The sequence below is a fragment of the Tenacibaculum sp. TB-53 genome (assembly GCF_059716285.2).
This window is the reverse complement of record NZ_CM202790.1, coordinates 1,669,751-1,695,602: the sequence shown is the minus strand read 5'-3', so window position 1 is coordinate 1,695,602 and position 25,852 is coordinate 1,669,751. Positions and strand designations below refer to the sequence as shown.

The window sequence follows — 25,852 nt, the reverse complement described above, 5'->3', positions numbered from 1 at the left end:
CTAAAAAGTAGTTAAAAGTTTAGAGAAAATGAAATTTAAAATTATGAATAAACACATTATTAAGATATTATTTGTTGTTTCTTCTACAAGACTCAGAAAAGATGGTAAAACACCTCTATATTGTAGAATTACCTATAAAAAGAAAAGAAAACAATTTGCCACAGGATTATTTATATGTCCAGAATTATGGAATAGTAAAAAACAAAAGCTTTTAGATAAAGCAGAAAACTCTACAAATGTAAACATACAGTTAAGCCTTATTAGTCAGAAGATTAATGAGGCTTTTTTATTACTACAATTTCAACATAAAGATTTTGGTGTAGATGATATTTATAGTCAATACAAGGGAGAGAATATAAGAACTGAAAAAACACTCTTGGAACTATATGACTTACATAATGATGCTACAAAAGCTCTTATAGGAATTGATTTTAATGAAACATCTTGGGGTAGATATGTTGAAAATAAACGCAAAGTAGCAGAGTTTATAAAGTATAAATACAAAAGGTCTGATGTAAAGCTAAATCAGCTTGAATTGAAGTTTATAAAGGACTTGGAGTACTATTTTAAAACCGAGAAGAAATTAAGCCAAGCAACTATAAATAGGAGTTTACAGCGTTTAAAAAAAATTATTCAATTTGGTATAGCGGAGAATCATTTGGATAGAAACCCTTTTGTTTTGTACAAGCCAACTAAGTATAAATTAAAACTTGTTTACCTCACTAAAGAGGAACTAAATGATTTAGAAGAGTACACTTTTAAACAACCAAGATTACAGCAAGTAAAAGATTTGTTTGTGTTTTGTTGTTATACAGGTTTAGCTTATCAAGAAATGTCTATTTTGTCAGAAGAACATATTAAATTAGGTTTTGATGGTAATAAATGGATTGAAATGTATAGAAAAAAGACAGGTTCTAAAGTATTAGTTCCTATACTGCCTAAAGCACAACAGATTTTAGATAAATATGGAAATGAATTACCTAAGATTAGCAATCAAAGGTTTAATTCTTATTTAAAGGAAATATCAGGTGTATTAGGAATAGAGAAGAAACTAACGCATCATAATGCAAGAAAGACTTTTGCAACTACTGTTTTATTATCTAATGGTATTTCAATGGAGGTTGTAAGTGAGCTTCTAGGTCATTCTAGATTACAAGTTACCCAAGAACACTATGCTGAAGTTGTTAAGTTAAGGATAAGTAGTGAGGTGTTAAAATTGACTAAAAAACTAAAATAAACATGGGGATATGATTTGTGGAATTGTCAAGTTTTTTCATATATTTAAAACAAAAAAAATAATTATAGAAATAGATGGATAAAATCAATTTTAATCCCTATAGAGTTGTAGGTGTACTTTCTAATGCCACACAAAGAGAAATTGAAAAACAAAAAGGAAAAATAAAAGCCTATACAAAGGTTGGAAAAGAAATCAAATCCGATTTTGACTTTCAAATCCTTAACGGAATTTCCAGAACAGAAGAATCTGTAAGCAAAGCCTTCTCACAAATTGAGCAAAACCAAGACAAAGTAAACTTTTCTCTGTTTTGGTTTTTAAATGCAAGTCCGTTTGACAACACAGCTCTTGAATACTTAAAAAATGGTGATGAAGAAAAAGCAGTCGAGATTTGGGGAAAAGTAACAACTGACAAAGATGTTAATTCCAAAAACTTCTCTGCTTTCAACAATCTCGGAACTTATAAACTTTTAAGCAGGGATAAATCTGATATTAAAACAGGGATTGAAGCCAAAATAAAACTGATTGAATCTGATTATTTTGAAAATTTTGTTCATTCTGTTGCTGACGAAACCTATACCATTGACAAGCAAAAACAATCTGAAAAACTGATTGATGAATTGCTAACGCAATTCAAAAACCAGTATTCAAGTTCAGATACAATGCAATTGTTTAGTGGCTGCAACGGAATGACACAACAATATCTTTCTAAAAAATTCACAGAAGAGCCTTTACACAAAATTGAAAACCAAATTGAAAGTTGCAAAAAGAAACGAAAAGCAAGTAAAGGCAATGCTTATGAATATGGCTTAAGGCTTTTCACAAATACCAAAGAAGATTTATCACTACTTAAATCCTTGCTTGGTTCAAGCGACCTAAAATACAAATCGGTTGCCGACCAATTGGCAAATGAAATAATGCAATGCGGTATTGATTATTTCAACGAGTGTCAAGAAAATGATTCCAATGAAAATTATCTTGAATCAGCTCAAAAATTGACAAAATTGGCAGACTCTATTGCGGTTGGAAAATTAACCAAGGACAGAGCAAAAGACAGTCTTGAAACTCTTGCCGATATGAAAGACAGAGAGGTTAATCAAGCGATTGCAATATTAAATTCAATTAAAGAAGCTTACGAAAGAGCTTGTAGTCAAATTGATGCTGAAGTAGAAAAATTACAATACCACGAATTTAGTGGAATGCGTTTACCAAGAACTGACGTTTCAATTAATTGGAGCAAGGTTGAAAAGATGAAAAAGCAAGCTTTAGATTGGGATAAAGTTGTTGAAGTTGTAAGTAATGGGATAAGTATGAACAATGTTGAAACCATTCAGCGTTGCTCAAATCAAATCAAAGTTTCGGAATATAAAAGCCTTGTAGATTTCTTATTTGGTAAACTCGGTCCGATTCAAATAAATAAAGTAAAGCACCTTTGCTATTGGAAAGATGTTCGAGCTGCTCAAGCATCAGCTACAGCAAAAAAAGTTGGTTCAACTATTAGCAGTGCAGCAGACAAAGGAGGTTGTTACATTGCTACAATGGCTTATGGTGATTACGACCATCCACAAGTTTTGGAGTTACGAAAATTCAGAGATGACTTTTTGAGCAAAACAATTTTAGGAAGAAGATTTATCAGCTTCTACTACAAGTATTCTCCAACATTAGTTGAAAGACTAAAAAATAAACAAGCAATCAACTTGATAATCCGAAAAGGATTAGACCAGTTCATAAAAACAATCAGAAAATAATGAAGAAACTTATACTCGTAGTACTCTTTTTCGGAGTAACTAATCTTTTTGCACAGCAACAAGATTCAATTTTGGTTAAAGAAATACCGACTATCAAAAGCAATTTATCAAAGCAACAACAAGAAATTGATGCCTTAACCAAAAAGTTAAACAGTCAAAACTACACGATAGGAAAACAAGGTCAAACAATTTCAAGTTTGCAAACTGAAAATAAAAACTTGAACGTTTCTTATGATAGTTTAAGTGAACTCATTCAAACTAACAGTCAAAACATTACAACCATTTCAAATGAGCTAGGAACAAAAATCCAAGAAACAGGACAAAAGGCAGATTCGCAAATTGCAGAATTAGATAACAACGTAGAGAAAAACCGTTTGTATTGGATAATTGCCACTTTGGCAACGCTGTTATTAGGTGGTTTGATTTATTGGCTATTAGGTAAACGTATTTCTTCTAGTAAAACAGATGTGGAAACTCAAATCAGAAACACTAAAGCTTCTCTAGAAGAAGAAAGCGTAAAATTGGACAACAAATTGGTTGAAGTTTTAGAAACGCAATTGAAACTGCAACAAGAAACAAGCAAATCACAACCAATTGCTTCTAATGAAAAAGCAGACCATTCTTTGGCCTTAAAAGTTGCAGATGAAATTGTAAGAATGCAAAAAAACATTTCCAAAATGGGTAATGAAACCAAAGGTTTAAAACCTTTATTAAAAGGAATTGAACGTATTCAAAACAACTTTGCTGCAAATGGTTACGAAATGATAAACCACCTAAACAAAGCTTATGATGAAAGATTTAACATTGATGTTATCAACTTCATTACGGATGAAAATTTAGAAGAAGGAACTAGGATTATTACAGCAGTGATAAAACCACAAGTAAATTATAAAGGTGTACTCATTCAACGAGCACAAGTTGATGTTTCACAAAATTAAAATATTATCAAATGGCAAGAACTAAAATTGACTACGGAATTGATTTAGGAACCACCAATTCCGCTATTTCCAGAATGGAAAATGGAGAAGCAACCATAAAGAAACTACCTCAAAAAGACACAATGGCATCTTGTGTCGCATTTAATAAAAAGGGAATCCTTGTTGGAGATAAAGCATATGCCGCATATAGAAGTGAAAAGGAATCTGCCTTATCAAAAGATATAAGCCAAAACGCATTTATTGAATTCAAAAGAACAATGGGTACTGATAAGAAGTACTCATCAGAATATGGTGGTGATTTGAGTTCAGAAGAATTGTCTGCTGAAATACTTAAATCTTTGAAATCATTTATTACGGATGAGAACTTCTCTTCAATTGTAATAACAGTTCCTGCTGCTTTTAAAAACAATCAAAAAGAAGCTACAAGAGAGGCTGCTAAACTAGCAGGATTTAGTCATATAGAATTGTTACAAGAACCTGTGGCTGCTGCAATGGCATATGGTTTAGATACTGATAAAAAAGATGGTTTTTGGTTGGTATTTGATTTTGGAGGTGGAACTTTTGATGCTGCACTTCTAAAAGTAGAAGAGGGTATTATGAAGGTTATTGACACCGAAGGTGACAACTATCTTGGTGGTAAAAACCTAGATTATGCAATCGTAGATGAAATTTTAATTCCACACATCCAAGAAAACTTTTCGATAGACAGTTATTTGAATGATGAAGCAAAAAAGAGTAGTTACAGAGACGCCTTAAAATCATTTGCCGAAGAATTAAAGAATGAACTTTCATTTAAAGATTCGTATAATTTATATAAAGAAGACAGGTGTGGTGTTGATGATGAAGGTGAAGAAATTGAAATTGATGTAACTATAAGTCAATCAGAAATTGAAAAGGTTCTAAAGCCTGTTTTTCAAAAAGCTGTCAATTGTAGCTTAACCCTGTTAGAAAGAAATAACCTAAAAGGTTCTTCTTTAGATTCTTTAATACTTGTAGGAGGTCCTACTTTCTCTCCTGTTTTAAGAAAAATGTTAGAAGAACAAATCTGCAAACCTGATACGAGTGCAGACCCAATGACAGTAGTTTCAAAAGGTGCTGCTTTGTATGCGTCAACGGTTGATGTTTCGGAAGAAGTAAGAGAACAAACCAGAGATAAAACAAAGATTCAGTTGGAAATTGCAAACGAATCTTCAACTGTTGAAACCGAAGAGTTTGTACCTATTAAAATTTTGGCAGACAAAACAGAAGGAAATATTCCTGAAACCGTTTTTGCAGAAGTTACAAGAGGAGACAAAGCTTGGTCAAGTGGAAAAGTAGAAATTAACACTATTGGTGAAGTTGTTGAAATTCAACTAAACGAGGGTAAAACCAATATTTTTGAAGTAGTACTTTATGATGATAAAGGAAACATTTTAGAATGTGAACCATCATCTTTTAGTCTAATTCAAGGTTCAAAAATTGGTAGTGCTACCCTTCCTTACAATGTAGGTATTGAACTTAAAGATAAAGCAACAGGGAAGATTAGATTCAAAACCGTGAAAGGTTTAGAAAAAAACCAATCGATTCCAGCTGTCGGAATACGAAACGGGTTAAAAACACAAAAGCAAATTCGCCCAGGAATGGATTCTGACTTTATAAAAATTCCTGTTTATGAAGGTGAACACGGTTCAGAAGGTACAAGAGCTATTCATAATGAACACGTAAATACAATTAAGATATCAGGTGCAGATTTACCTTCTTTACTTCCTGCTGGTAGTGATGTTGATTTGACCGTAAACATAGATAGGTCAGAGAAAATCACCGTAACAGCCTACTTTCCGTATTTAGATTACACACACGAGGTAGAGGCTAAAAGTTTCAAAGAATCATTACAAACAGAATGGTTAGAAGAGGAAATAAGAAAAGCCAAAGGAAGTTTATTTGAATTAAAGCAGGATGGCAACTCTAATAGCGAGGTAATTGAACAAGTAGACAAGGAATTACAAGAAACTGAAAAGACATTTGTGTCAAATAAAAATGATATTGATACACAAAAACAGGTCGTATCTAATTTAAGAAAATCATTAAAAAAGATTGATGATTTGAATGAAGGGACAGAATGGCCAAAATTGGAAGAAACTTTGAAAGAAGAATTTTACCGATTGGAAAAAGCCAACAATGATTTAGGAAATGATAAAACGACACAAGTGGTTAATCAGTTCCGTTCGCAGTTGGATGAAGTTATTCGAGCAAAAGATGTAAAACTTGGAAATGTGCTTTTAGGAGAAATTGAGATGTTCTTTTTCAAAATGACAGAGATATATCAGTTTATTGGAATGTTAAGAAACTTCAATGATAATTTTGGCGACTACTCTTGGAATAACTCAACTAAAGCAAGACAATTGGTTAATTCAGGTATGGAGAAAATTGTAAATGGTCCTGATAAAGAAGAGTTAAGACAAATATTAATCTCTTTATATGATATGATTCCAGAGACGCAAATACCAAGTGATGACGGAGATATACTAGTAGGTTAAACTATTTCAATTATGAGATCAAAAACTATATTATTTCTATCTCTTTTTTGTTTCGCCATTTTTCTTTCTTCTTGCGAAAGTGAAGCAGAAAGAAAGCAACGATTAGCAAGGGAAGAACAGCAAAGAATTGAATTAGAAGAAAAACGCAAAGCGGAAGAAGCTGAACGTGCCTTTCAATTAGAACAAGAGCGAATAGAGCGAGAAAAACGTGAACAAGAAGAACGTATTGCAAGAGAAGCTCGTCTTGAAGAAGAAAGAAGAGAAAGAGCTATTTATGAAAAATACATAAACAATTCTCTTCACACGGGAGCAACGCCTTATTCACGCTATTATGGTGGTAATTCCTCTTGTAATGACTATGGGTGTTCACAGATTAAAGTGAGGACAAGTAATTCAGACGTGATTGTAACAATTAAAAAGAATGATAAAGTTGTTAGACACGCTTACATTAATTCAGGGAGCAGTTATACATTCTCATTCCCCAATGGTACTTACCAAACGTTCTTTTACTATGGCAAAGGCTGGAATCCTGAAAAACCTATGAAAAGTGGTGAGATGAAAGGAGGTTTCATATCAAATGAGAGTTTCGGTAAGGATGATCCACAATATTTAAGCAATAATATTTTAGAGTATGAACTGATTTTACAGCGAAATGGAAACTTTAGTACACATCCGAGTAATCAAGAGGAAGCATTTTAAATGAATAAACAAAGTCAAATATTATCCAAAGGTCAATCCATTAATGATAAGTACAAGGTAACTTTCTTTCTTAAAAAGGGAAGTTATGCCGAAACCTATCGAGTAAAAGACCAAGACGGAAAAACCAAATTATTGAAGCTGTTTGCGTATTCAAAATTGAATAGAACACAGTTTACCGAAAATGATGATGTTTTGGAAGTTGAGATTTTAAAGGAAATCAAACATCCTAATTTAGTTAAATTCTGTGATAGCGGTGAATTACTTCTTGACAATCAAAAATACGCTTATGCTATTCTTGACTTCATCAGTGGTGAAACTTTGGCTGATAAATTAAAACGTGAGCAATCACTAAATATTTACGAAACAAAAGACATCATTTTAGGAGTTTTAAACGGATTGAAGTATTTACATTCTTTAAACAACCCAATCATCCACAACGATATTACCAACTTAAATGTGATGTTGGATTTATCAGGTAAAATATCTATTCCTAAAATTATTGATTTTGGTTATGCACGTTTTTTAAGTCAATCCAATAAAGACTTTTTGAAAGAAGGATTAAATCCATTTTATCAAGCGAATGAAGCATTTAATAAAGTTTTTTCCGTTCAAAGTGATGTGTTTTCGGTTGGAGCTTTGTATTATCATTTGTTAGAAGGCTTACCACCTTGGTTTGTAGAAATTTCTAAATACAAGGCTGACAAAGTTAAATTAGAAGATGTTGTTATTGATGAACGAAAGAAGTCTTTAAGGTTTTTAAATATTACGGACCAACAAACTCAGAATATAATTAACAAGGCTTTACAACCAAATGCGGAACATCGTTTTAAAAATGTAAATGATTTTGTAAAAGCTATTAACGGTGAATTGGAAGTTCAATTGTCTTCACCACAACAGACTTCAAAACCTAAACTAAAACAAATAAAAAAAGGAAAAGGTTTTTCGGCTATTGCAGGAATGCAAAAATTAAAAGACACAATCCAACTTGACGTTATTGATGCCTTAAACGAAAAAGAACGTTATGCAGAATATGGTTTAACCATACCAAATGGAATGTTACTTTATGGTCCACCAGGTTGTGGAAAGACATTTTTTGCGGAGCGAATGGCAGAAGAAATAGGGTTTAGTTTTTATCAATTAAAGCCTTCCGACATTCAAAGTAAATACGTAAATCAAACACAGGAACAAATCAAAGATATTTTTGATGAAGCCCGTGAAAATGCACCAAGCATTATTTTTATTGATGAATTGGATGCAGTTGTTCCAAATCGTGATAATTCGAGTGTAAATCATATGAACACCAGTGCTGTTAATGAGTTTTTAGCACAAATGAATAATTGTGGTGAAGATGGAATATTTATAATTGGTGCAACCAATAGGCCAAATTCAATTGACCCAGCCATATTGAGAGCGGGAAGATTAGATAAAGTAATTTACTTGCCACCACCAGACTTTGAAGCTCGTGAATTGATGTTCAAGTTATACTTGGATAAAAGACCAAGAGAAATAGGTTTAGATTATTCAGTATTTGCAAAAGCAACAGAGAACTATGTTTCGAGCGACATTAAATTCCTTTGTGATGAAGCTTCAAGAACAGCATTAAAATTCAAGTCAAGAATTTCAAAAGAGATACTTCTTGAAACAATAAAGAAAAACAAACCTTCTATTTCACTAAAAGAATTGAATAGTTACATTTCTATCAAAGCAAAAATGGAAGGATTAGCAGAAAATACTAACGACCGACCAAGAATTGGTTTTAAAAACAATTAGATATGGAAGCATTACAATTCGACAAACTTTTGCTTAAAACAGCTTTTTCCTGTATGGCTTGTGATGGCGATATAGACAAACGAGAAATTAAACTGATTAAACGTTTGCATAAAGAGAAAAAGACTTTTGGGGATTTAGATGTCAATACAGAAATGGACAATCTTTTAATTGCCATCAATAAAGATGGACATCAATTTATGAGAGATTATTTTGATGAACTAACAAATTCTAAATTGACAGTATCCAATGAGCTTAATTTGATTGAAGTTGCAATTGACACAATAAAAGCAGACGAAAAAGTTGAATATAGCGAAATCAAGTTTTTCAAAGTAATACGTTCAAAGCTAAAAATAGATAACGAACTAATTCTTGAAAAGCATCCTGATTTTGAAGACTATTTGGAGCAAGATATTATCACTGATTCTTATTTAGCAAGACTTCAAGATGATTTCTTTGATACTCATATTTCAAATGAATTTGAGTTGATAAGTGAAATTGATGATGACATATTTGATAGTTTGAAAGAGAACAATGAAGAATAGTGAAGCATTAATAAAAATTGGTTTAGCAATTCTGTTTTTCCTATGCCTATTAGATATGCCTTATGGATTTTATCAAATCGTGAGGTTTGTGGCATTAATAGGGTTTGGAATTTTGGCATATCAAGCAAATCAAGATCAAAAGCAGACTGAAATGATTATTTACGGTGGACTTGCCTTACTCTTTCAGCCATTTTTTAAAATAGCACTTGGGAGGATGCTTTGGAATTTAGTAGATGTTATTGTTGGTTTAGGTTTAATTTTTAGTTTTTTTCTAAATAAAAAAATAAATTAGTCTAATGGATAAATACAAAATATCATCTTCAGGACAAGTAATTAAACAAATAAGACACGTTTGTCCAGAAAAAGGAAAAATTTATGCTAAAACTATTGTTTATTATAATGATGAAGGTGTGGCTTATAAAATAACCGAATGGGTACAAAATAAAGATAAATCTATTACCTATAGTAGTAGAGATATACCTCACTTTAACTGTTTTGGCGAGTTAAAATTGCAATAATTAAAGGAGTGTTTTACAGTAAAAACTTGGCAAGTTGCCTTAGGTCATTTTGCAAGGTTTTGTTAACAGAGTTCTCGTAAATATTTATATTTTTACTGTTCACACTTTTGTAAATTTCTTACAACATTTTAATTGCAATGCGTACAGACAAACTAGACCTAACCACACCAGACTTGGTGAACCAAAATATAGAAAAAATAGCCGCTTTATTTCCTAACTGTGTTACCGAAACTGCAGAAGGAAAAGCCATAGATTTCGACCTCTTAAAACAAGAACTTAACTACGAGGTAGTAGAAGGTGCAAAAGAACGCTACCGACTAGAATGGCCTGGTAAAAAAGAAGCTATTGTAAAGGCCAATTTACCTACCACCAAAACACTACGACCAGTACGTGAAGATTCTGTAGATTTTGACAATACAGAAAACATCTACATAGAAGGCGATAACCTAGAAGTACTCAAAATTTTACAAGAAAGCTACTTGGGTAAAATTAAAATGATATATATAGACCCACCATACAACACAGGTAAAGACTTTGTATACAAAGATAATTTTACACAAGACAGTAGTGAGTATAAAGAAGAAACCGACCAAACAGACGAGTACGGCAACCGCTTAGTAGCCAACCCAGAAACCGCAGGGCGTTACCATAGCGATTGGCTCTCTATGATGTACCCACGTTTAAAACTAGCACGTAACTTATTAACTGATGATGGGGTTATTTTTATGTCTATTGATGATAACGAGGTACACAACCTACGTAAAATTGCAGATGAAATTTTTGGGGAGAGTAATTTTGTTGCTGATGTCAGTAGATTAGCCAAGAAAGGAGGAGCTTCAGGAAGATTCTTTTCGCCTAACGTTGAATTTATTTTAGTTTATGCAAAGAAAATAGGTTCTCTTAATCCATTTAGAGATGAAATGGATGAAAATCTTATTAGAAAGGTTTACACGAATATTGAAAAAGAAGGTGAACGTAAAGGTGAGTTATATAGAACGATGGGGCTATATCAATCTTCTTTAACATTGGAAAGAAGCAGAAACGCTCGATATTATATAAAGTGTCCTGATAATGAAATGGTAATACCACCAAAAGGTAAAAGATGGAGAGTAGTTGAAGAATCTTATTTAAAAATGCTTGAAGAAGGTAATATAGAATTTAAAGAAACTAATTCTTCACCGCTTTTCGATGCTGAAGGTAATAAGTCTAAATGGAATATATATACTAAAATTTGGCTAAAAGATAGACAAGAAGAAGGTCAATTACCGAATGATTTTATTGATAAATATGAAAATAGATTGAGTTCAAAAGAATTGCAAAAATTAGATATACCATTTGACTTTGCAAAACCCTCTATTTTAATAAAATATCTAACCAAAATAATTAATGAAAAAAATAATGTTATTTTAGATTTTTTCTCAGGTTCTGCAACCACAGCTCACGCAGTAATGCAACTCAATGCAGAAGATGGTGGTAACCGTAAGTTTATTATGGCACAATTACCAGAAGCCACAGACGAGAAAAGTGAAGCTTACAAAGCTGGCTATAAAAATATTTGTGAGATAGGTAAAGAACGTATTCGTAGAGCTGCTACAAAAATTAAAGAAGAAACCAAGGCAGATATAGATTACGGTTTTAAAGTTTTTAAAGTAGATAGTAGCAATATGCAAGACGTGTATTACAAACCACAAGACTACAACCAAGGGCAATTAGACGTATTTGCAGATAACATAAAAGAAGATAGAACTTCAGAAGATTTACTCACGCAAATACTATTAGATTGGGGCTTACCATTAACCCTAAACACCCAAAAAGAAACCGTATTAGGTAAAGAAGTATTTGTGGTAGATACCAATTACTTACTCGCTTGTTTTGATAAAGACTTAGACGAGGCATTTGCCAAAGAAATTGCCAAACACCAACCGTTACGTTTTGTGTGTAAAGACAGTAGTTTTAAAAACGATACTGCCAAAGAAAACGTAAAGCAGTTGCTAAAGCAATTAAGCCCTAATACAGAAATGAAAGTGATATAACCTTTGTCACCTCGAGCGCAGTCGAGAGGTCTCAATCAAGTTTTTCTTTAAATGAGTTAAGCTTTAGGAAGAATTAAAAAGCGTTAAGGAACAAGAATTAGCATCTGTAAATTATTGATAAATAGGAGTTTTTGTAGGTTAAGGAACATTTAACCCAAAATAAGGAACAACGGTTATGAAAGATAAAATAATAACATATAATACTCAAGAAATTGAAAATAGAATTTTTTCAGTTCGTGGGCAACAAGTTATGATAGACCGTGATTTAGCCGAAATGTACCAAGTACAAACAAAAGTTCTCAATCAAGCGGTTAAAAGAAATAGCCAAAGATTTCCTGAAAAATTTCGTTTTCAATTAACAGAAAATGAAAAGGACGAACTGGTCACAAATTGTGACCGGTTTACAAACCTTAAACATTCTACAGCTTTACCTTATGCATTTACAGAACAAGGCATTGCTATGTTGTCTGCCGTATTAAGGTCAGACATTGCCATACAAGTAAGCATACAAATAATGGATGCTTTTGTAGAAATGCGCAAAGTACTAACTTCTCAAAGTAAAGTATTACAGCGTATAGATAGTTTAGAGCTTAAACAATTAGAAAACAACCAAAAATTCAATCAAATATTTAAAGCTCTAGAGGCTGGTAGCCCCCAGAAAAAGCAAGGCGTTTTTTTTAACGGTCAAACCTTTGATGCCTATACTTTTGTAGCAGATATTGTAAGGGAAGCCAAATCGTCTATTCAGTTAATAGATAATTATATAGATGATTCTGTTTTATTGTTATTTGCCAAAAGAAATAAAGACGTTTCGGTTACTTTATATACCAAAACCATTACCAAAGTATTACAACAAGATATTAAAAAGTACAACCAGCAATACCCAAACATTAACCTAAAAAAGTTTGATAAAGCGCACGATAGATTTTTAATTATTGACAATAAAACCGTGTATCATATTGGAGCTTCTTTAAAAGATTTGGGCAAAAAATGGTTTGCATTTTCTATAATAGATAAAGATGCAATAAACGTACTTCAAAAAATAAACGACATTTAATCAGATGAAATTACAGTTTAAAGAACAACAATTTCAAATAGAAGCAGTAAATGCAATTACCAATTGCTTTTTAGGGCAACAAAAAGGAGTGAATCATTTTACTTTAGAGCGCAGTAAAGCTTTATTACAAAAAGCACAACAAGCGGCTAATGGTGTTAATACGTTACAATTTGAAGAAGAAGTAAACGAAAATATAGGGTATCGTAATAAGTTAATTTCTATAACAGACAATCAATTGCTACAAAATATAAAAAATGTACAAAGTAGTAATGACATTAGAGAAAGTGAAATTTTAGAAAAACCAAAAGTTCAAAAAAAAGGTATCAACCTTACCATAGAAATGGAAACGGGTACAGGAAAAACCTATACCTACATTCGTACAATGTACGAGTTACACGAGCAATACGGTTGGTCTAAATTCATCATTATTGTACCTAGTGTAGCTATTCGTGAAGGTGTGTACAAGTCGTTTGAAGTTACACAAACCCACTTTCAAGAAAAGTATGGGCATAAAATAGCACCGTTTATTTACGATTCTAAAAAGCCTACAGATATAGAAACCTTTGCATCAGATAATCGTATTAGTGTGATGATTATCAACACACAAGCCTTTAATGCAAAAGGTAAAGATGCAAGACGTATTTATGGAGAAATAGATGGTTTCCAATCCAGAAGACCAATTGATATCATTGCACAAACCAATCCTATTTTAATTATTGATGAACCGCAATCGGTAGATGGTAAAAAGACCTTGGAGAGTATGCAAGATTTTAATCCGCTGTTTACCATTCGCTACTCTGCTACACATAAAGAAGAATATAATAAAGTATATCGTTTAGATGCCCTAGATGCTTACAGTAAAAAGTTAGTCAAAAAAATACACGTTAAAGGAATTAACCTTAAAGGGTCTACAGGAACTACAGGCTATGTATATTTAGAACAAATTGCTGTAAAAGCAGGCAAGCCACCAGTTGCTATTGTAGAATACGAAAAAAGACAAGGTACAGGTGTAAAACGTAAAAGAGAACGTTTAGAAGAAGGCACAAACCTTTATGAGTTATCGGGCGAAATGCCACAATATAAAAATTGCTTAATTACAGATATTAATGGGGCTTCTAATACAATTTCTGTAAATGGGACTACCTTACAAGCTGGTGAAGCTTTGGGTGATTTAGACGAACAAGCCTTTAGACGTATACAAATTCGTGAAACCATTTTATCACATCTACATAAAGAAAAAGAATTGTATGCACGAGGTATAAAAGTACTATCCTTATTTTTTATTGATACGGTAGATAAATACCGTAAATATGATGAAAATGGAGAGCAGGTATTAGGGGAGTATGCACAAATATTTGAAGAAGAATATAATAAGGTTAAAAGCGATTTCTTAGACTTATTTCAACAAGAATATAACGACTATTTAAAAGATACAGATCCTGGTTCTGCACGTAAAGCGTATTTTCCTAGTGCGTATGCAGAATTTTTAGACAGAGATAAAGCTAACGAAATTCATAACGGTTATTTTTCAATAGACAAAAAGAAAAAGTTTATAGACCCAAGCGTAAAGCGTGGAAAAGAAGATTCAGATGATATTTCGGCTTACGATTTAATAATGAAAGATAAAGAACGCTTGTTAAGTATGGATGAGCCAACACGTTTTATCTTTTCACATTCAGCATTAAAAGAAGGTTGGGACAACCCAAATGTATTTCAAATTTGTGCTTTAAAACATTCGGAGGCTACTATTAGAAGACGTCAAGAAGTTGGGCGTGGTATGCGTTTATGTGTCAATAAAGAAGGGATTCGTCAAGATTATGATACGGTGGGTGAAAATGTACACCATATCAATAAATTAACCATTATTGCTTCAGAGAGTTATGAGGATTTTGCTAAAGGCTTACAGTCAGAAATTGCAGCAACCTTAAAAGACAGACCGCAAAAAGCAGAAGTAGAATTTTTTGTGGGTAAACTGATAACCGATGCTATGGGTGTAGAAATGCGTATAGATAAAGACACAGCCAAAAAGCTAAATAAAATTTTATACAAGAATGATATTATTGATGAAGATGATAAAATTACAACCGAAGGAAAAGAAGCTATTGAGCAAAACAAAGTAACCTTACCAGAAAATCTAGAACCGTTTAGAGAGGCAATTACTAGGCTATTAAAATCTGTTTATACAGGCGAAATAATAAAGCCTGAAAATGATAGAGATAAAATAACAGTTACTTTAAATAAAAACTTCCATAAAAAAGAGTTTCAAGAATTATGGAATAAAATTAACATTAAAACGATTTATGAAGTAAAATTCAATTCTGACAAATTAATAACTGATAGTGTAACTAGAATAAATGCAGATTTACATATTTCTGATAGAGTCTACGAAATTAAAACAGGTTTTCTAAAAGATAGTAATAAAGAAGAATTAGAAAGTAAAGAAGGTTTTAAACAAACCAATAGGGAGTCTAAAAAACTGAATGCAGATTTGTATACAGATACAGTGTATGATATTGTAGGTGAAATTGTAAACAGTACCAACTTAACACGAAGAACAATAGTAGAAGTGTTAAAGAAAATAAGTCCGCAAAAGTTTGTGTTAATTCGTAAAAACCCAGAAGAGTTTATTGCTAAAACTGCCAATTTAATAAACGAGGTAAAGGCGAGCTTAATTTTAAATAACATTACCTTTCATAAAACAGAAGATCGTTTCGATTCTAAAACCGTATTTACTAACGATGTAACAGTAGATAGAAACGCACAACAAGTAAAAAATCATATTTACGACTTTGTAATAGGAGATTCAGATACAGAAAAAAGATTTGCTAAAGAATTAAGTAATAGTGTTGAGGTTTCTGTATTTGCTAAACTACCTAAAGACTTTTATATCACAATACCTACAGGCGATAAAACAGGAAGATACAGTCCAGATTGGGCAATAGTTTTTGATAAAGAAAAAGTACGTGAAATTTATTTTGTAGCAGAAACTAAAGGTTCTGATGATAATAGAGAGTTAAAAGCTATTGAAGCTTTAAAAATACATTGTGCTACAAAACATTTTGAAAGTATCGGTGAAGGTGAAGTAAAATTTAGCAAGGTAAGTTCTTATGAAAAAATGATGGAAATGGTAACCTTGAATTAAATCAATCAAAAAAATATGAATTTAGGAAAACCAAGATTAGAAGATTTATTTAACAAACAAATAAAATTTAGAATACCTGTATTTCAAAGGCATTATGTTTGGAATGAAACCGACCAATGGCAACCACTTTGGGATGATTTTATAAATAAATTTAATGAACGCTCTAATAAAAATAAAAACCATCCACATTATACAGGTTCTATTGTTTTGTTCCAAGAAGCTACAACTACTAGTTCTGTATCAACTTATAGTGTAATTGATGGTCAACAACGTTTAACAACGTTCCAATTATTTGTTACGGCATTTAGAGAAATCTGCAGAAAACACGTAGGGGATGAGGATTTATTAAATGATTTAGAAAAGCTATTATTCAATGATAAAGTGTATGGTCAAAAAGATTATGAAAATCAAAAGCATAAGTTAGAACCTACTAAATTCAACAATGAAGAGTTTAAAATAATACTAGATAATACATTTGATGAGGTACAAGAGTTATTGGTTAATCCAATTTTAGATGAGTATGGTTTCGGTTGGAAAACCTATAAAAATGAAGCTAAAAGAAGATACAGAATGCTTTCTGCTTATCTTTTCTTTTATGAAAAAATCGAGAATGTAATTCAAGAATCTTCAGAATCTTTAGAGGTAATCATACCTAAATTACTATTAACTTTAAAAAGAGATTTTCAATTCGTTGAAATAAATTTAGACCAAAATGATGATCCTCAAATGATATTTGAGACTATGAATGGGCGTGGTGCATCTTTAACGGAAACTGATTTAATACGTAATTATGTGTTTATGCGTGCTAATAAATACGATATTAACTTAGATGATGTTTATGATAAATACTGGGATGAATTCGATAATGCAAATTCAGAGTTTAAATGGCACGATAAAACAAGTAGAGGGCGTTATTTTGGAAATTTTTTACAGTTTTTTATAATAGATTATTTAACGTTAAAGCTGAATACAGATATTAGATACGATCAAGTATTTTACCAATATAAATTTTATATAGTTAACAAATCTTCTTTTCAAAATATAGAAGAAGAGTTAAAGGAGTTAAACAGATACAGTGCAATTTTCAAAAAAATTGTGAAACCAACTAATAATTCTGTATTTGGAAAGTTTGCTTCTAGGTTAAAAGATATGGGAATTACAACAATTTATCCTTTATTGTTAGCTATTGAAAGTGATAGTCAAATTAATACATTAGATAAGGAGAAAATATATTTAGCTTTAGATTCTTATGTTACAAGAAGGTTTTTGTGTGGTTATACAACCAAAAACTACAATAATGTTTTTCTAGATTTTATAAAATATATAAATCAAAATAAAACATCAGAAACTTTTATAGAGTATTTAAAATCAAAAACAGGCGATTCCAATTTATGGCCAACCGATGTAATTTTAAAAGAAAAGTTACTAGAAAGACCAATATATAGAGAGGAAAAAGGGAAATCTAAAAGCCTTTGTAATATTTTATTAGAAATTGAAAAATACCAAAGAGGTAAAAAGCAAGAAAAAATAGAATTTACAAACGAGGGGTTAACTGTGGAGCATTTGATGCCTCAAAAGTGGTATGAAAACTGGTCTTTAGAGAATAAGTTTGTTTCTAAAGATGAATTTGAAATAGCAATCCACGCTGTAATGACAGAAGAGGATAACAACGGAATTTATCATAAAATAGAAAATAGAAATAGAGCCTTACATAGTATTGGTAATTTAACAATTCTAACGGAAGCACTTAATCCATCAGTTAGTAATAATAGTTATAAAATTAAAAAGCAAGAGATAGCAAAACAGTCTACTTTAAAGCTAAATACATATTTTATAGATAAAGATAATTGGAGCGAAAATGAAATTAAAGAAAGAGCTGAGGTTTTAGTAGCTTCAATTCTTAATGTTTGGGCTTACTAAGTAGTTTATATGAAAATTATTGATAACATCACCAATCGTTTAAATGACGAATTAAAAACGGAAATAAAAAAAGGAAGTAATCTAGCAATTGCAGCTTCTTCATTTTCTATTTACGCATTTGAGGCTTTAAAGAGAGAATTAAAAGGTATTGATGAATTAAAGTTTATTTTTACTTCACCTACATTTATCAAAGAAAAGCTCAATAAAGAATCTAGAGAATTTTACATTCCTCATATCTTTAATGAAGCCGATTTATGTGGTGGTGAGTTTGAGTTGCGCTTAAAAAATGAGTTAAACCAAAGAGCTATAGCTAAAGAATGCTCGCAATGGGTAAAAGATAAAGTAACCTTTAAATCTAATAAGAACAGTGCTACACCATTAAATGGTGTAATTCATATTGACAATAACTTAGAAGGTGCAGCCTATGCCAATGTAAATGGTTTTACTACTTCAGATTTGGGAGTTAGTCATAAAAAAGGCTTTCCAACATTGATTCAAAAAGTAGATTTTCCACAAAGCAATGCTTACTTAGAGTGGTTCAATCAAATTTGGGAGAATCAAGAAAACTTGCAAGATGTTACCAATTTTGTACAAGAGTATTTTGAAAATGCGTTTAAGGAGAATAGTCCTGAATTTATCTACTTTATTACCTTGTACAACATCTTCAACGATTTTCTAGATGATATTGCAATGGAAAATTTACCCAATGATGAAATTGGTTTTAAAGATACCGTTGTTTGGTCTAAGCTATATAATTTTCAACGTGATGCTGTCATAGGTGCTATTAATAAATTAGAAAAATACAACGGTTGTATTATTGCAGATAGTGTAGGGTTAGGTAAAACCTTCTCTGCTTTAGGCGTTATTAAATATTATGAAAAACGAAACAAAGATGTATTAGTACTTTGTCCTAAAAAATTAGAAGCCAATTGGAATACCTATCGTCAAAACGATAAAGACAATATCCTATCTAAAGACAGATTTAGATATGATGTATTATTTCATACCGATTTATCTCGTGAAAAAGGAATGAGTAATGGTCGTAGACTAGAGAACGTGAACTGGGGAAATTATGGGTTAGTAGTGATAGATGAATCGCATAATTTCAGGAATAATAACACTTCAGTTGGTAAAGAAAATAGATACCAAAAGTTACTACGTAAAATAGTACAAGAAGGTATTGAAACAAAGGTATTAATGTTATCTGCAACGCCAGTAAACAATAGGTTTAATGATTTAAAGAATCAATTGGCTTTAGCTTATGAGGGTGCTTCTAAAAAAATAGATGAAAAGCTTGATACTGAAAGAGGAATTGATACCATTTTTAGAAGAGCACAGTTAGCATTTAATAGTTGGTCTAAGTTTGAAACTGAAAACAGAACAACGGAAAAGTTATTAGAAATGCTAGATTTTGATTTCTTTGAAATTTTAGATAGTCTAACAATTGCTCGTTCAAGAAAGCACATTACAACTTATTACGATACCTCAGATATTGGAGAATTTCCTAAACGAAATAAACCAATTTCAAAGCAAAGTCCGCTAACCAATACCAAAGGTACTAACTACATAGAAATTGCAGAAAAGTTAACCTTATTAAACCTTTCTGTGTATTCGCCTTTAAGTTATATTTTACCAAGTAAGGTACAATTGTACGCAGATTTGTATGATAAAAAAGTTAAAGCAGGTTCTAGTAAGTTCGCACAAATAGATAGAGAATCTAGTTTAAAGATTTTAATGCGTATGAACTTATTAAAACGTATTGAAAGTTCGGTATATGCTTTTAGATTAACGGTTGAAAATATTCTAGGACAAATCAATAACGCTATTAATGCAATTGAAAAAGGGGAAGAGAATACGTTTTCTGGTTTACAAGCAAATATTGCTAATGATATAGATTGGGATGCAGATTGGGGCGATGAAGAAAATGTAATTGGTAAAAAAGTAAAAGTTCATATTGCCGATATGGATGGTAGGCGATGGAAAGAAGATTTAAGTGCAGATGTAGCTATTTTAAATCAATTACTTTCAGAAATAAAACCAGTAAAAGATAATCTTGATTTTAAGTTAAAAGATTTAAAAGAGTTGCTTAAAAATAAAATTGAGAAACCTTCAAATGATAACAATAAAAAGGTAATCATATTTACAGCATTTGCCGATACAGCCAATTACTTATATGACAGTTTAAAGTCAGAATTTAAAAGTTTTTATGGCTTAAACACTGCTTTAATAACAGGTAGTAAACGTAAATGTACAACTAAAGAAATACCTACAGATTTAAATACGCTTTTAACGTGTTTTTCACCACGCTCTAAAAGTAAACAACAACTACATCCTAATATCAAAGAGGATATTGATATTCTAATTGCTACTGACTGTATTTCAGAAGGTCAAAACTTACAAGATTGCGATTTTTTGATTAACTATGATATACATTGGAATCCTGTACGTATCATTCAACGTTTTGGTCGTATTGATAGAATTGGTTCAACCAATGATAACATTACTATGGTTAATTTTTGGCCAGATATCACTTTAGATAATTACATCAATTTAAAATCTAGAGTAGAAAACAGAATGTTAATCAGTAATATGGCAAGTACTGGTGATGATAATATTCTAAATACAGAAGATAAAGATTTAGAATATCGTAAAATTCAATTAAAAAAATTGCAAGAAGAAGTAGTTGATTTAGAGGACTTACGAGAAGGTGTAAGCATTACAGATTTAGGATTAAATGATTTTAGAATCGATTTATCCAATTACATCAAAAAATTTGGTGAGTTAAAAAATATTCCAGAAGGTTTACATGCTATAACCGAAGCAAATGAGTTTTTTGAAAGTGGTGTAGTCTATGTATTAAAGAATGTGAATTCAGCAGTCAATATTGATAAAATGAATCGTTTGCATCCATATTACATGGTCTATATTAAAGAAAATGGAGAGGTTAAATTTGGGCATTTAGAAGGTAAAAAAACACTAGATGTTTTTAGAATGTTATGTAAAGACAAAAAAGAACCTTTACTAGAAGTTTGCAAATCTTTTGAAATAGAAACAAACGAGTATAAAGATATGTCTAGGTATTCAAGTTTACTAAAACAAAGTATTGCATCTATTGTGGATACAGAAGAAGAAAAGGAAGTGTTAAGTTTATTTAAAGCTGGTGGCACAGCATCTGGTAAAAGCCAAATTAAAGGAATAGAAGATTTTAAATTAATTTCATTTTTAGTTATAAAATAAATGAGTTTTTTTCAACTACCCATACAAACTAAAAAAGATAAAAGTATTCCAAAAAGTGCTTTTTATGAGTATGCAACAACTAAACAAAAACAGTTGTTTGTAGATGTGGTTGATAAAATTAGGTGGCAAAACAAATTAGCAGCGGATACAATTAACTTAACAGGTGTTGAAGTACAAGAAATTCAAATCTTTGAAATACAATTAAAACAAAAAAAGAATATTGAATCCGTATTGCCTATTATAGAAAAAGCAATCCCTTATCATATCATATTTATAATATCATATAATGATGAGGTAATGTTGTATACATCACAAAAGCATGCGCATCCAGTTAATGAAAATAATGCAGTAGTAGATTGGGTATTTAAGACAGATTGGTTTTTAGATAAAAAAGAAGAATACCAATTAAATTTAAAAGTTAGTTTAGATAAGATTTTTGAAGATTTTTGTTTCAAAATTTCAAATAATAGTAATATAGCATCAGAAGAAGATTTAAAATCTTTAATTGAAAAAGAACAGAAAATACAAGAGCTAAAAAATCAAATATCTAAAATAGAAACACAAATAAAAAGAACGAAACAATTCAATAAGAAACAACCTTTAAATAGTAGGCTCAATTTACTTAAAGAAAAACTCAGTTTTCTTTCATAGATATAAGTTTTTAAAAAAAAAACTTGACAACTTGACTAAAGTCAAAAAGCCAACTTTTAAAAAAAAATATTTTTTTCATTTTTTTTGACATTTTCTTTCTGGCAAAAGTACACGATAATTAAACAAACACTCCCCCCTTAGTTTGAGGGTGGCGGAATACCCCCACTATTGTTTAATTTAAAATTTAAAAAGATGGTTACTATTAAAGGACACAAACAAAGAGAAAACTCAGAAGGAGAAAAGTTTAATGTATTAGTTGTTCAAGGAGGTGTTACTCCTGTAAAAAGTAAAGATACAGGAAGAATGTATTTTACAGCTAAAACAGCAACAGTTTCATGTACTTTCGATGAAAGTATGTGTAAAGATTTAGTGGGAACAAAATTCCCTGGTGAGATTGTTAAAATAGAATGTGAACCTTTCGAGTATGTTATACCTGAATCAGGTGAAGTAATTACATTAACTCATCGTTGGGAATACCGAGATGAAATCTTAGAAGAAATCAACGAACAATTAATACCAGAAAGAGATGTGATATAATCACATTTTGATATTACTAATAATCAAAGAGCCATAATAGGCTCTTTTTTTTTGATATATACATTAATTAAAAATTCATTTTATGAAATTACAACAAGCAAAGAAAGAACAAGTTAAACTCCGTATTGGTTTGAGTGGAGCTTCTGGTTTTGGTAAAACCTATTCAGCACTTTTATTAGCCTATGGTATAACCAATGATTGGAGCAAAATAGCTGTTATTGATACAGAAAATGGTTCAGCCAATTTGTATGCGGAACTAGGCAATTACAACACAGTTGCATTGCATTCACCTTATGCACCAGAAAGGTATATTGAAGCTATTGAATTATGTGAAAAAGCTCAAATGGAAGTAATCATCGTTGATTCAATTACTCACGAGTGGAATGGTACTGGTGGTTGTTTACAAATTCATGAGCAACTTGGGGGTAGGTTTCAAGATTGGGCAAAAGTTACTCCAAGGCATCAAGCTTTTATTGATAAAATACTACAATCAAACTGTCATATTATTACTACTGTACGTAGAAAAATAGATTATTCTTTAGATGTTAATTCTAATGGAAAATCAAAAGTAATCAAGCATGGAACAAAGGAAGTTACTAGAGAAGGCTGGGAATATGAGCTTACTGTAAATTTCGAGTTAGTAAATGATAAGCATTTAGCAGTAGCAAGTAAAGATAGAACAGGCTTATTTATGAATAAACCTGAATTTATTATCTCTTCTGGAACTGGTAAACTACTTAAAAAATGGTGCGATACTGATACTACCATTGAGAATATTTTCAATGAAATCAATCAATGTTTAACAGTTGAAGGATTAAGACATATTTATACTAAATACCCTAATCTACAAGAAGCTATTAAAGAAAAGGTATTAGAGAGAAAACAAGAAATAGAATCTTCTAATTCTGAAGTTATAGATAATAAACAAATTGTTGAATCCATAAAACCAAGTAGTAATGGAGTTAGTTCTTAATAACGTAAATTCTCAATCGAATCTTACACCTCCAGAAAAGAGAGATAATTCAAAATTTAAAAATCCATTTATCGAAGCTAACACAAAAGAGGTTACTGTTAAGCATTTGATCGATGACACTATTTTACCTGTATTCTCAAAAGACAATGAAGTTACAATTAGCCATGCAGAGTTTATTAATACTACAATAGAAGCGTTGGAACAAGTATTCCCTACATATCAATTCAATGAACCTAATGTTAGAGTTTCACATATTGTAAAAGGAAGAATACCAAGTGCTATTGGTAAAACCGTTAAAGAGCTTGAAGAACATGAGAAAACTATTTATTATGAAAGAATGGCTTTCTGTATTGAAATACCAAGTATTAGACAAAACATAAATGGTAATGATTTATCACTTGTAGTTGGAGGTGTAAGAGCTTTTAATAATGAGAATTTATATAGTAAAAAATCATATGAAAAGTTTAAAGTTTTTATTGGTTTTGTGAATGCTGTATGTACAAATTTATGTGTTGCTACTGATGGTTTTAAAGATGATTTAAAAGTGCTAAATACTAATGATTTACAGCAAGGAATAATTAATCTTTTTAAAGCTTACAACCAAAAGAAACATTTAGGGAATATGGAAAGGTTAAGTAAGTTTTACTTATCAATGGAACAAGTGGCTCACTTAATTGGTAAGATGAAAATGTATCAATATTTAAACAATTCAGAAAAGAAGCATTTATTTCCTTTGGATTTTAATGATACTCAAATAAATACTATTGCTAAAAACTACTTCAAAGATGAAAATTTCAATGTTTCTCCTGAAGGAATGATAAACTTATGGGAACTATATAACTTATTTACAGGAGCAGTAAAAAGCACTTACATAGATACTTTTCTGCAACGTGAGTTACGAGCATACGAGTTTATCCAAGAACTAGCTAATTCACTACAAAATGAACAGCCTAATTTTTTTCTCCATTAATAATATTATAGCCAAAAGTGATAAAAGTAATGTATAGGATTTTGGAGAAAATGAAGTATGAGAAAAAATGAAATAGTATCGTTTAATAAATATTATGCACCCAATAGAATTTTAGTTGTTACTCCTTGGAATAAATTAATTAGTCTGCATTGTCCTTTCCCTGTACAGTTTTTGTACAATGTTGATAGGTTTAAGAAAAATCAAATAGTGATAGTAGAAGCTACAGCATTAGCTCAAAATGGAAAATATGTATTTAAAATAAAGGGTAAATGGTTTTTCTACTATCATTTTGAGATTTTATGCTATTTAATTTAGCAAGCTATGTATAGCTAAAAGTGTAATTTAGGAGTTATGCTGTATTAACTTTTGAGACGGTTTCTCCTTTATCAAAAAACCACTGAAAAGAACAACTAGTTTTGATTGCATTACTTACATTTACTACATTTGGAATTAACACTTTGTGCAATAAGTGCATGTAATGCAATTATTTTAATTATGAATAATAGTTTTTTTAGAATTAATGATTTCACATCAAAAAATAGGTTTGATAAATTAAGGAATAATTTTATAAGTCAAGATATTGATTTTTATAATCCTATTGTCAAAAATGACTTTGATAAAACAAACCCTAAGATAAATACTTATGAAATTATTAAAATAGATGAAGAAATAAGTGATACAATAATTATAGAGCAAGAGTTTATTAAAGATTTTCTTCTTTCCGGAATAGAAAGCATTGTTAAAAATGAGATATTTGATTTTGATAGGTATTGTCATGAAAAAGGAGTAGTAACCAAACAAGCTAAGAAAGAATTATTGAATCAAAATCAAAGTTTTAAAAAAGAGCTTAAGGCCATAAAAAATGCTAAATATTTAAATGAAGAAGTCAGATTGGCATTAACAAGCTCAATAGATAAATTAATCAGTCGATGCAAAGAACGTATTGATTCAAACTACCGTAAAATACCAAACAGATTAAAGTTTAATTGGAGAAAAAACAAAATACAAGCTTTGTTCTACCTTTTATGGAAAAATGACTACATAAGTGCAAGTAAAGTCTCTGATATAGGTAATATTCTTGATTTTAGTATAGAGTATTTAAAAGATGAAAATAACCAAGAAGGTATCTACGTAGAAATGAATGACTCTAGAAAAGAACTTTCAGATTTTACTAGAGCTAAAGGGGATAAAACTCCGATAAAAGAATTACAAGAAATTTTCTCTAAGGCAGATTTTTACAATCACTAAAAAATCAACCGCCATTTTATTTTGGCGGTTATTCAATTCTGTAAACCACCTCACCTTTGACACATTAAAAGTCAGAGGTGTTTTTTTATCATCTAATTATACCTGACGTAATTAATTGT

Annotated in this window: 21 protein-coding genes; 20 read left to right on the top strand and 1 reads right to left on the bottom strand. The window is 30.8% G+C overall.

Features of this window, described 5'->3' with window-relative positions; genetic code table 11:
- The first annotated feature begins 43 nt into the window (after positions 1–43).
- From AC3VJB_RS07715 to AC3VJB_RS07625, 19 genes are all read left to right on the top strand, one after another.
- Positions 44–1,237 carry a site-specific integrase gene (locus tag AC3VJB_RS07715; RefSeq protein ID WP_497666999.1) on the top strand — a complete coding sequence of 398 codons (1,194 nt, stop codon included), beginning with the start codon at positions 44–46 and terminating at the stop codon, positions 1,235–1,237.
- 74 nt (positions 1,238–1,311) lie between these two features.
- Positions 1,312–2,982, top strand: a complete 1,671-nt coding sequence (locus AC3VJB_RS07710; RefSeq protein WP_497666998.1) for a CFI-box extended C-terminal domain-containing protein — start codon at positions 1,312–1,314, stop codon at positions 2,980–2,982.
- The gene (locus tag AC3VJB_RS07705) at positions 2,982–3,920 is read left to right on the top strand and encodes a hypothetical protein (RefSeq protein ID WP_497666997.1); all 939 of its coding nucleotides are present in this window, start codon (positions 2,982–2,984) and stop codon (positions 3,918–3,920) included. Before AC3VJB_RS07710 ends, AC3VJB_RS07705 begins: the two co-directional genes overlap by 1 nt.
- An 11-nt stretch (positions 3,921–3,931) precedes the next feature.
- Positions 3,932–6,436 (top strand): Hsp70 family protein, encoded by a 2,505-nt coding sequence (locus AC3VJB_RS07700; RefSeq protein ID WP_497666996.1) that lies wholly within the window; start codon positions 3,932–3,934, stop codon positions 6,434–6,436.
- Positions 6,437–6,448: 12 nt separating this feature from the next.
- Positions 6,449–7,135, top strand: a complete 687-nt coding sequence (locus tag AC3VJB_RS07695) for a hypothetical protein (RefSeq protein ID WP_497666995.1) — start codon at positions 6,449–6,451, stop codon at positions 7,133–7,135.
- Complete coding sequence (locus AC3VJB_RS07690; RefSeq protein WP_497666994.1) at positions 7,136–8,905, top strand: AAA family ATPase; 1,770 nt, start codon at positions 7,136–7,138, stop codon at positions 8,903–8,905.
- Positions 8,906–8,907: 2 nt separating this feature from the next.
- Positions 8,908–9,447 carry a hypothetical protein gene (locus tag AC3VJB_RS07685; RefSeq protein ID WP_497666993.1) on the top strand — a complete coding sequence of 180 codons (540 nt, stop codon included), beginning with the start codon at positions 8,908–8,910 and terminating at the stop codon, positions 9,445–9,447.
- Complete coding sequence (locus tag AC3VJB_RS07680) at positions 9,437–9,739, top strand: DUF6804 family protein (protein WP_497666992.1); 303 nt, start codon at positions 9,437–9,439, stop codon at positions 9,737–9,739. The genes AC3VJB_RS07685 and AC3VJB_RS07680 overlap by 11 nt, the downstream gene beginning before the upstream one ends.
- Before the next feature lie 4 nt (positions 9,740–9,743).
- Positions 9,744–9,965: a hypothetical protein gene (locus AC3VJB_RS07675; protein ID WP_497666991.1), complete on the top strand. Its 222-nt coding sequence runs from the start codon at positions 9,744–9,746 to the stop codon at positions 9,963–9,965.
- Between the two features lie 137 nt (positions 9,966–10,102).
- Entirely contained in the window at positions 10,103–11,998 is a 1,896-nt protein-coding gene (locus AC3VJB_RS07670; protein WP_497666990.1) for a site-specific DNA-methyltransferase, read from the top strand.
- A gap of 175 nt (positions 11,999–12,173) precedes the next feature.
- Positions 12,174–13,055 carry an ORF6N domain-containing protein gene (locus AC3VJB_RS07665; protein ID WP_497666989.1) on the top strand — a complete coding sequence of 294 codons (882 nt, stop codon included), beginning with the start codon at positions 12,174–12,176 and terminating at the stop codon, positions 13,053–13,055.
- Between the two features lie 4 nt (positions 13,056–13,059).
- Entirely contained in the window at positions 13,060–16,197 is a 3,138-nt protein-coding gene (locus tag AC3VJB_RS07660; protein ID WP_497666988.1) for a type III restriction-modification system endonuclease, read from the top strand.
- Between the two features lie 15 nt (positions 16,198–16,212).
- Positions 16,213–18,117: a DUF262 domain-containing protein gene (locus AC3VJB_RS07655; RefSeq protein WP_497666987.1), complete on the top strand. Its 1,905-nt coding sequence runs from the start codon at positions 16,213–16,215 to the stop codon at positions 18,115–18,117.
- A 9-nt stretch (positions 18,118–18,126) separates the two neighbouring features.
- Positions 18,127–21,354, top strand: a complete 3,228-nt coding sequence (locus AC3VJB_RS07650) for a helicase-related protein (RefSeq protein WP_497666986.1) — start codon at positions 18,127–18,129, stop codon at positions 21,352–21,354.
- Positions 21,355–22,005 (top strand): DUF4391 domain-containing protein, encoded by a 651-nt coding sequence (locus AC3VJB_RS07645; RefSeq protein WP_497666985.1) that lies wholly within the window; start codon positions 21,355–21,357, stop codon positions 22,003–22,005. It begins immediately after the preceding gene.
- Between the two features lie 192 nt (positions 22,006–22,197).
- A complete protein-coding gene (locus AC3VJB_RS07640; protein ID WP_497666984.1) occupies positions 22,198–22,542 on the top strand; it encodes a hypothetical protein in 345 nt (114 codons plus the stop codon).
- A gap of 82 nt (positions 22,543–22,624) precedes the next feature.
- Positions 22,625–23,515, top strand: a complete 891-nt coding sequence (locus AC3VJB_RS07635; protein ID WP_497666983.1) for an AAA family ATPase — start codon at positions 22,625–22,627, stop codon at positions 23,513–23,515.
- Entirely contained in the window at positions 23,499–24,485 is a 987-nt protein-coding gene (locus tag AC3VJB_RS07630; RefSeq protein WP_497666982.1) for a DUF3871 family protein, read from the top strand. Before AC3VJB_RS07635 ends, AC3VJB_RS07630 begins: the two co-directional genes overlap by 17 nt.
- A 57-nt stretch (positions 24,486–24,542) precedes the next feature.
- On the top strand, positions 24,543–24,800 hold the full coding sequence (locus tag AC3VJB_RS07625; RefSeq protein WP_497666981.1) for a hypothetical protein: 258 nt from the start codon (positions 24,543–24,545) through the stop codon (positions 24,798–24,800).
- A gap of 34 nt (positions 24,801–24,834) precedes the next feature.
- On the opposite strand, the gene AC3VJB_RS07620 is transcribed toward AC3VJB_RS07625, so the two are convergent.
- Positions 24,835–24,960 (bottom strand): hypothetical protein, encoded by a 126-nt coding sequence (locus AC3VJB_RS07620; RefSeq protein ID WP_520980982.1) that lies wholly within the window; start codon positions 24,958–24,960, stop codon positions 24,835–24,837.
- Positions 24,961–24,980: 20 nt separating this feature from the next.
- On the opposite strand from AC3VJB_RS07620, the gene AC3VJB_RS07615 reads away from it, so the two are divergent.
- Positions 24,981–25,733, top strand: a complete 753-nt coding sequence (locus tag AC3VJB_RS07615; protein WP_497666980.1) for a hypothetical protein — start codon at positions 24,981–24,983, stop codon at positions 25,731–25,733.
- Positions 25,734–25,852: the final 119 nt, after the last annotated feature.

Coding starts and splice junctions, on each gene's coding strand:
- AC3VJB_RS07645 (WP_497666985.1), top strand. CDS start 21,355: ATGAGTTTTTTTCAACTACCCATACAAACTAAAAAAGATAAAAGTATT.
- AC3VJB_RS07665 (WP_497666989.1), top strand. CDS start 12,174: ATGAAAGATAAAATAATAACATATAATACTCAAGAAATTGAAAATAGA.
- AC3VJB_RS07620 (WP_520980982.1), bottom strand. CDS start 24,960: ATGCACTTATTGCACAAAGTGTTAATTCCAAATGTAGTAAATGTAAGT.
- AC3VJB_RS07710 (WP_497666998.1), top strand. CDS start 1,312: ATGGATAAAATCAATTTTAATCCCTATAGAGTTGTAGGTGTACTTTCT.
- AC3VJB_RS07700 (WP_497666996.1), top strand. CDS start 3,932: ATGGCAAGAACTAAAATTGACTACGGAATTGATTTAGGAACCACCAAT.
- AC3VJB_RS07660 (WP_497666988.1), top strand. CDS start 13,060: ATGAAATTACAGTTTAAAGAACAACAATTTCAAATAGAAGCAGTAAAT.
- AC3VJB_RS07640 (WP_497666984.1), top strand. CDS start 22,198: ATGGTTACTATTAAAGGACACAAACAAAGAGAAAACTCAGAAGGAGAA.
- AC3VJB_RS07670 (WP_497666990.1), top strand. CDS start 10,103: ATGCGTACAGACAAACTAGACCTAACCACACCAGACTTGGTGAACCAA.
- AC3VJB_RS07685 (WP_497666993.1), top strand. CDS start 8,908: ATGGAAGCATTACAATTCGACAAACTTTTGCTTAAAACAGCTTTTTCC.
- AC3VJB_RS07705 (WP_497666997.1), top strand. CDS start 2,982: ATGAAGAAACTTATACTCGTAGTACTCTTTTTCGGAGTAACTAATCTT.
- AC3VJB_RS07675 (WP_497666991.1), top strand. CDS start 9,744: ATGGATAAATACAAAATATCATCTTCAGGACAAGTAATTAAACAAATA.
- AC3VJB_RS07650 (WP_497666986.1), top strand. CDS start 18,127: ATGAAAATTATTGATAACATCACCAATCGTTTAAATGACGAATTAAAA.
- AC3VJB_RS07615 (WP_497666980.1), top strand. CDS start 24,981: ATGAATAATAGTTTTTTTAGAATTAATGATTTCACATCAAAAAATAGG.
- AC3VJB_RS07655 (WP_497666987.1), top strand. CDS start 16,213: ATGAATTTAGGAAAACCAAGATTAGAAGATTTATTTAACAAACAAATA.
- AC3VJB_RS07695 (WP_497666995.1), top strand. CDS start 6,449: ATGAGATCAAAAACTATATTATTTCTATCTCTTTTTTGTTTCGCCATT.
- AC3VJB_RS07625 (WP_497666981.1), top strand. CDS start 24,543: ATGAGAAAAAATGAAATAGTATCGTTTAATAAATATTATGCACCCAAT.
- AC3VJB_RS07630 (WP_497666982.1), top strand. CDS start 23,499: ATGGAGTTAGTTCTTAATAACGTAAATTCTCAATCGAATCTTACACCT.
- AC3VJB_RS07680 (WP_497666992.1), top strand. CDS start 9,437: ATGAAGAATAGTGAAGCATTAATAAAAATTGGTTTAGCAATTCTGTTT.
- AC3VJB_RS07635 (WP_497666983.1), top strand. CDS start 22,625: ATGAAATTACAACAAGCAAAGAAAGAACAAGTTAAACTCCGTATTGGT.
- AC3VJB_RS07690 (WP_497666994.1), top strand. CDS start 7,136: ATGAATAAACAAAGTCAAATATTATCCAAAGGTCAATCCATTAATGAT.
- AC3VJB_RS07715 (WP_497666999.1), top strand. CDS start 44: ATGAATAAACACATTATTAAGATATTATTTGTTGTTTCTTCTACAAGA.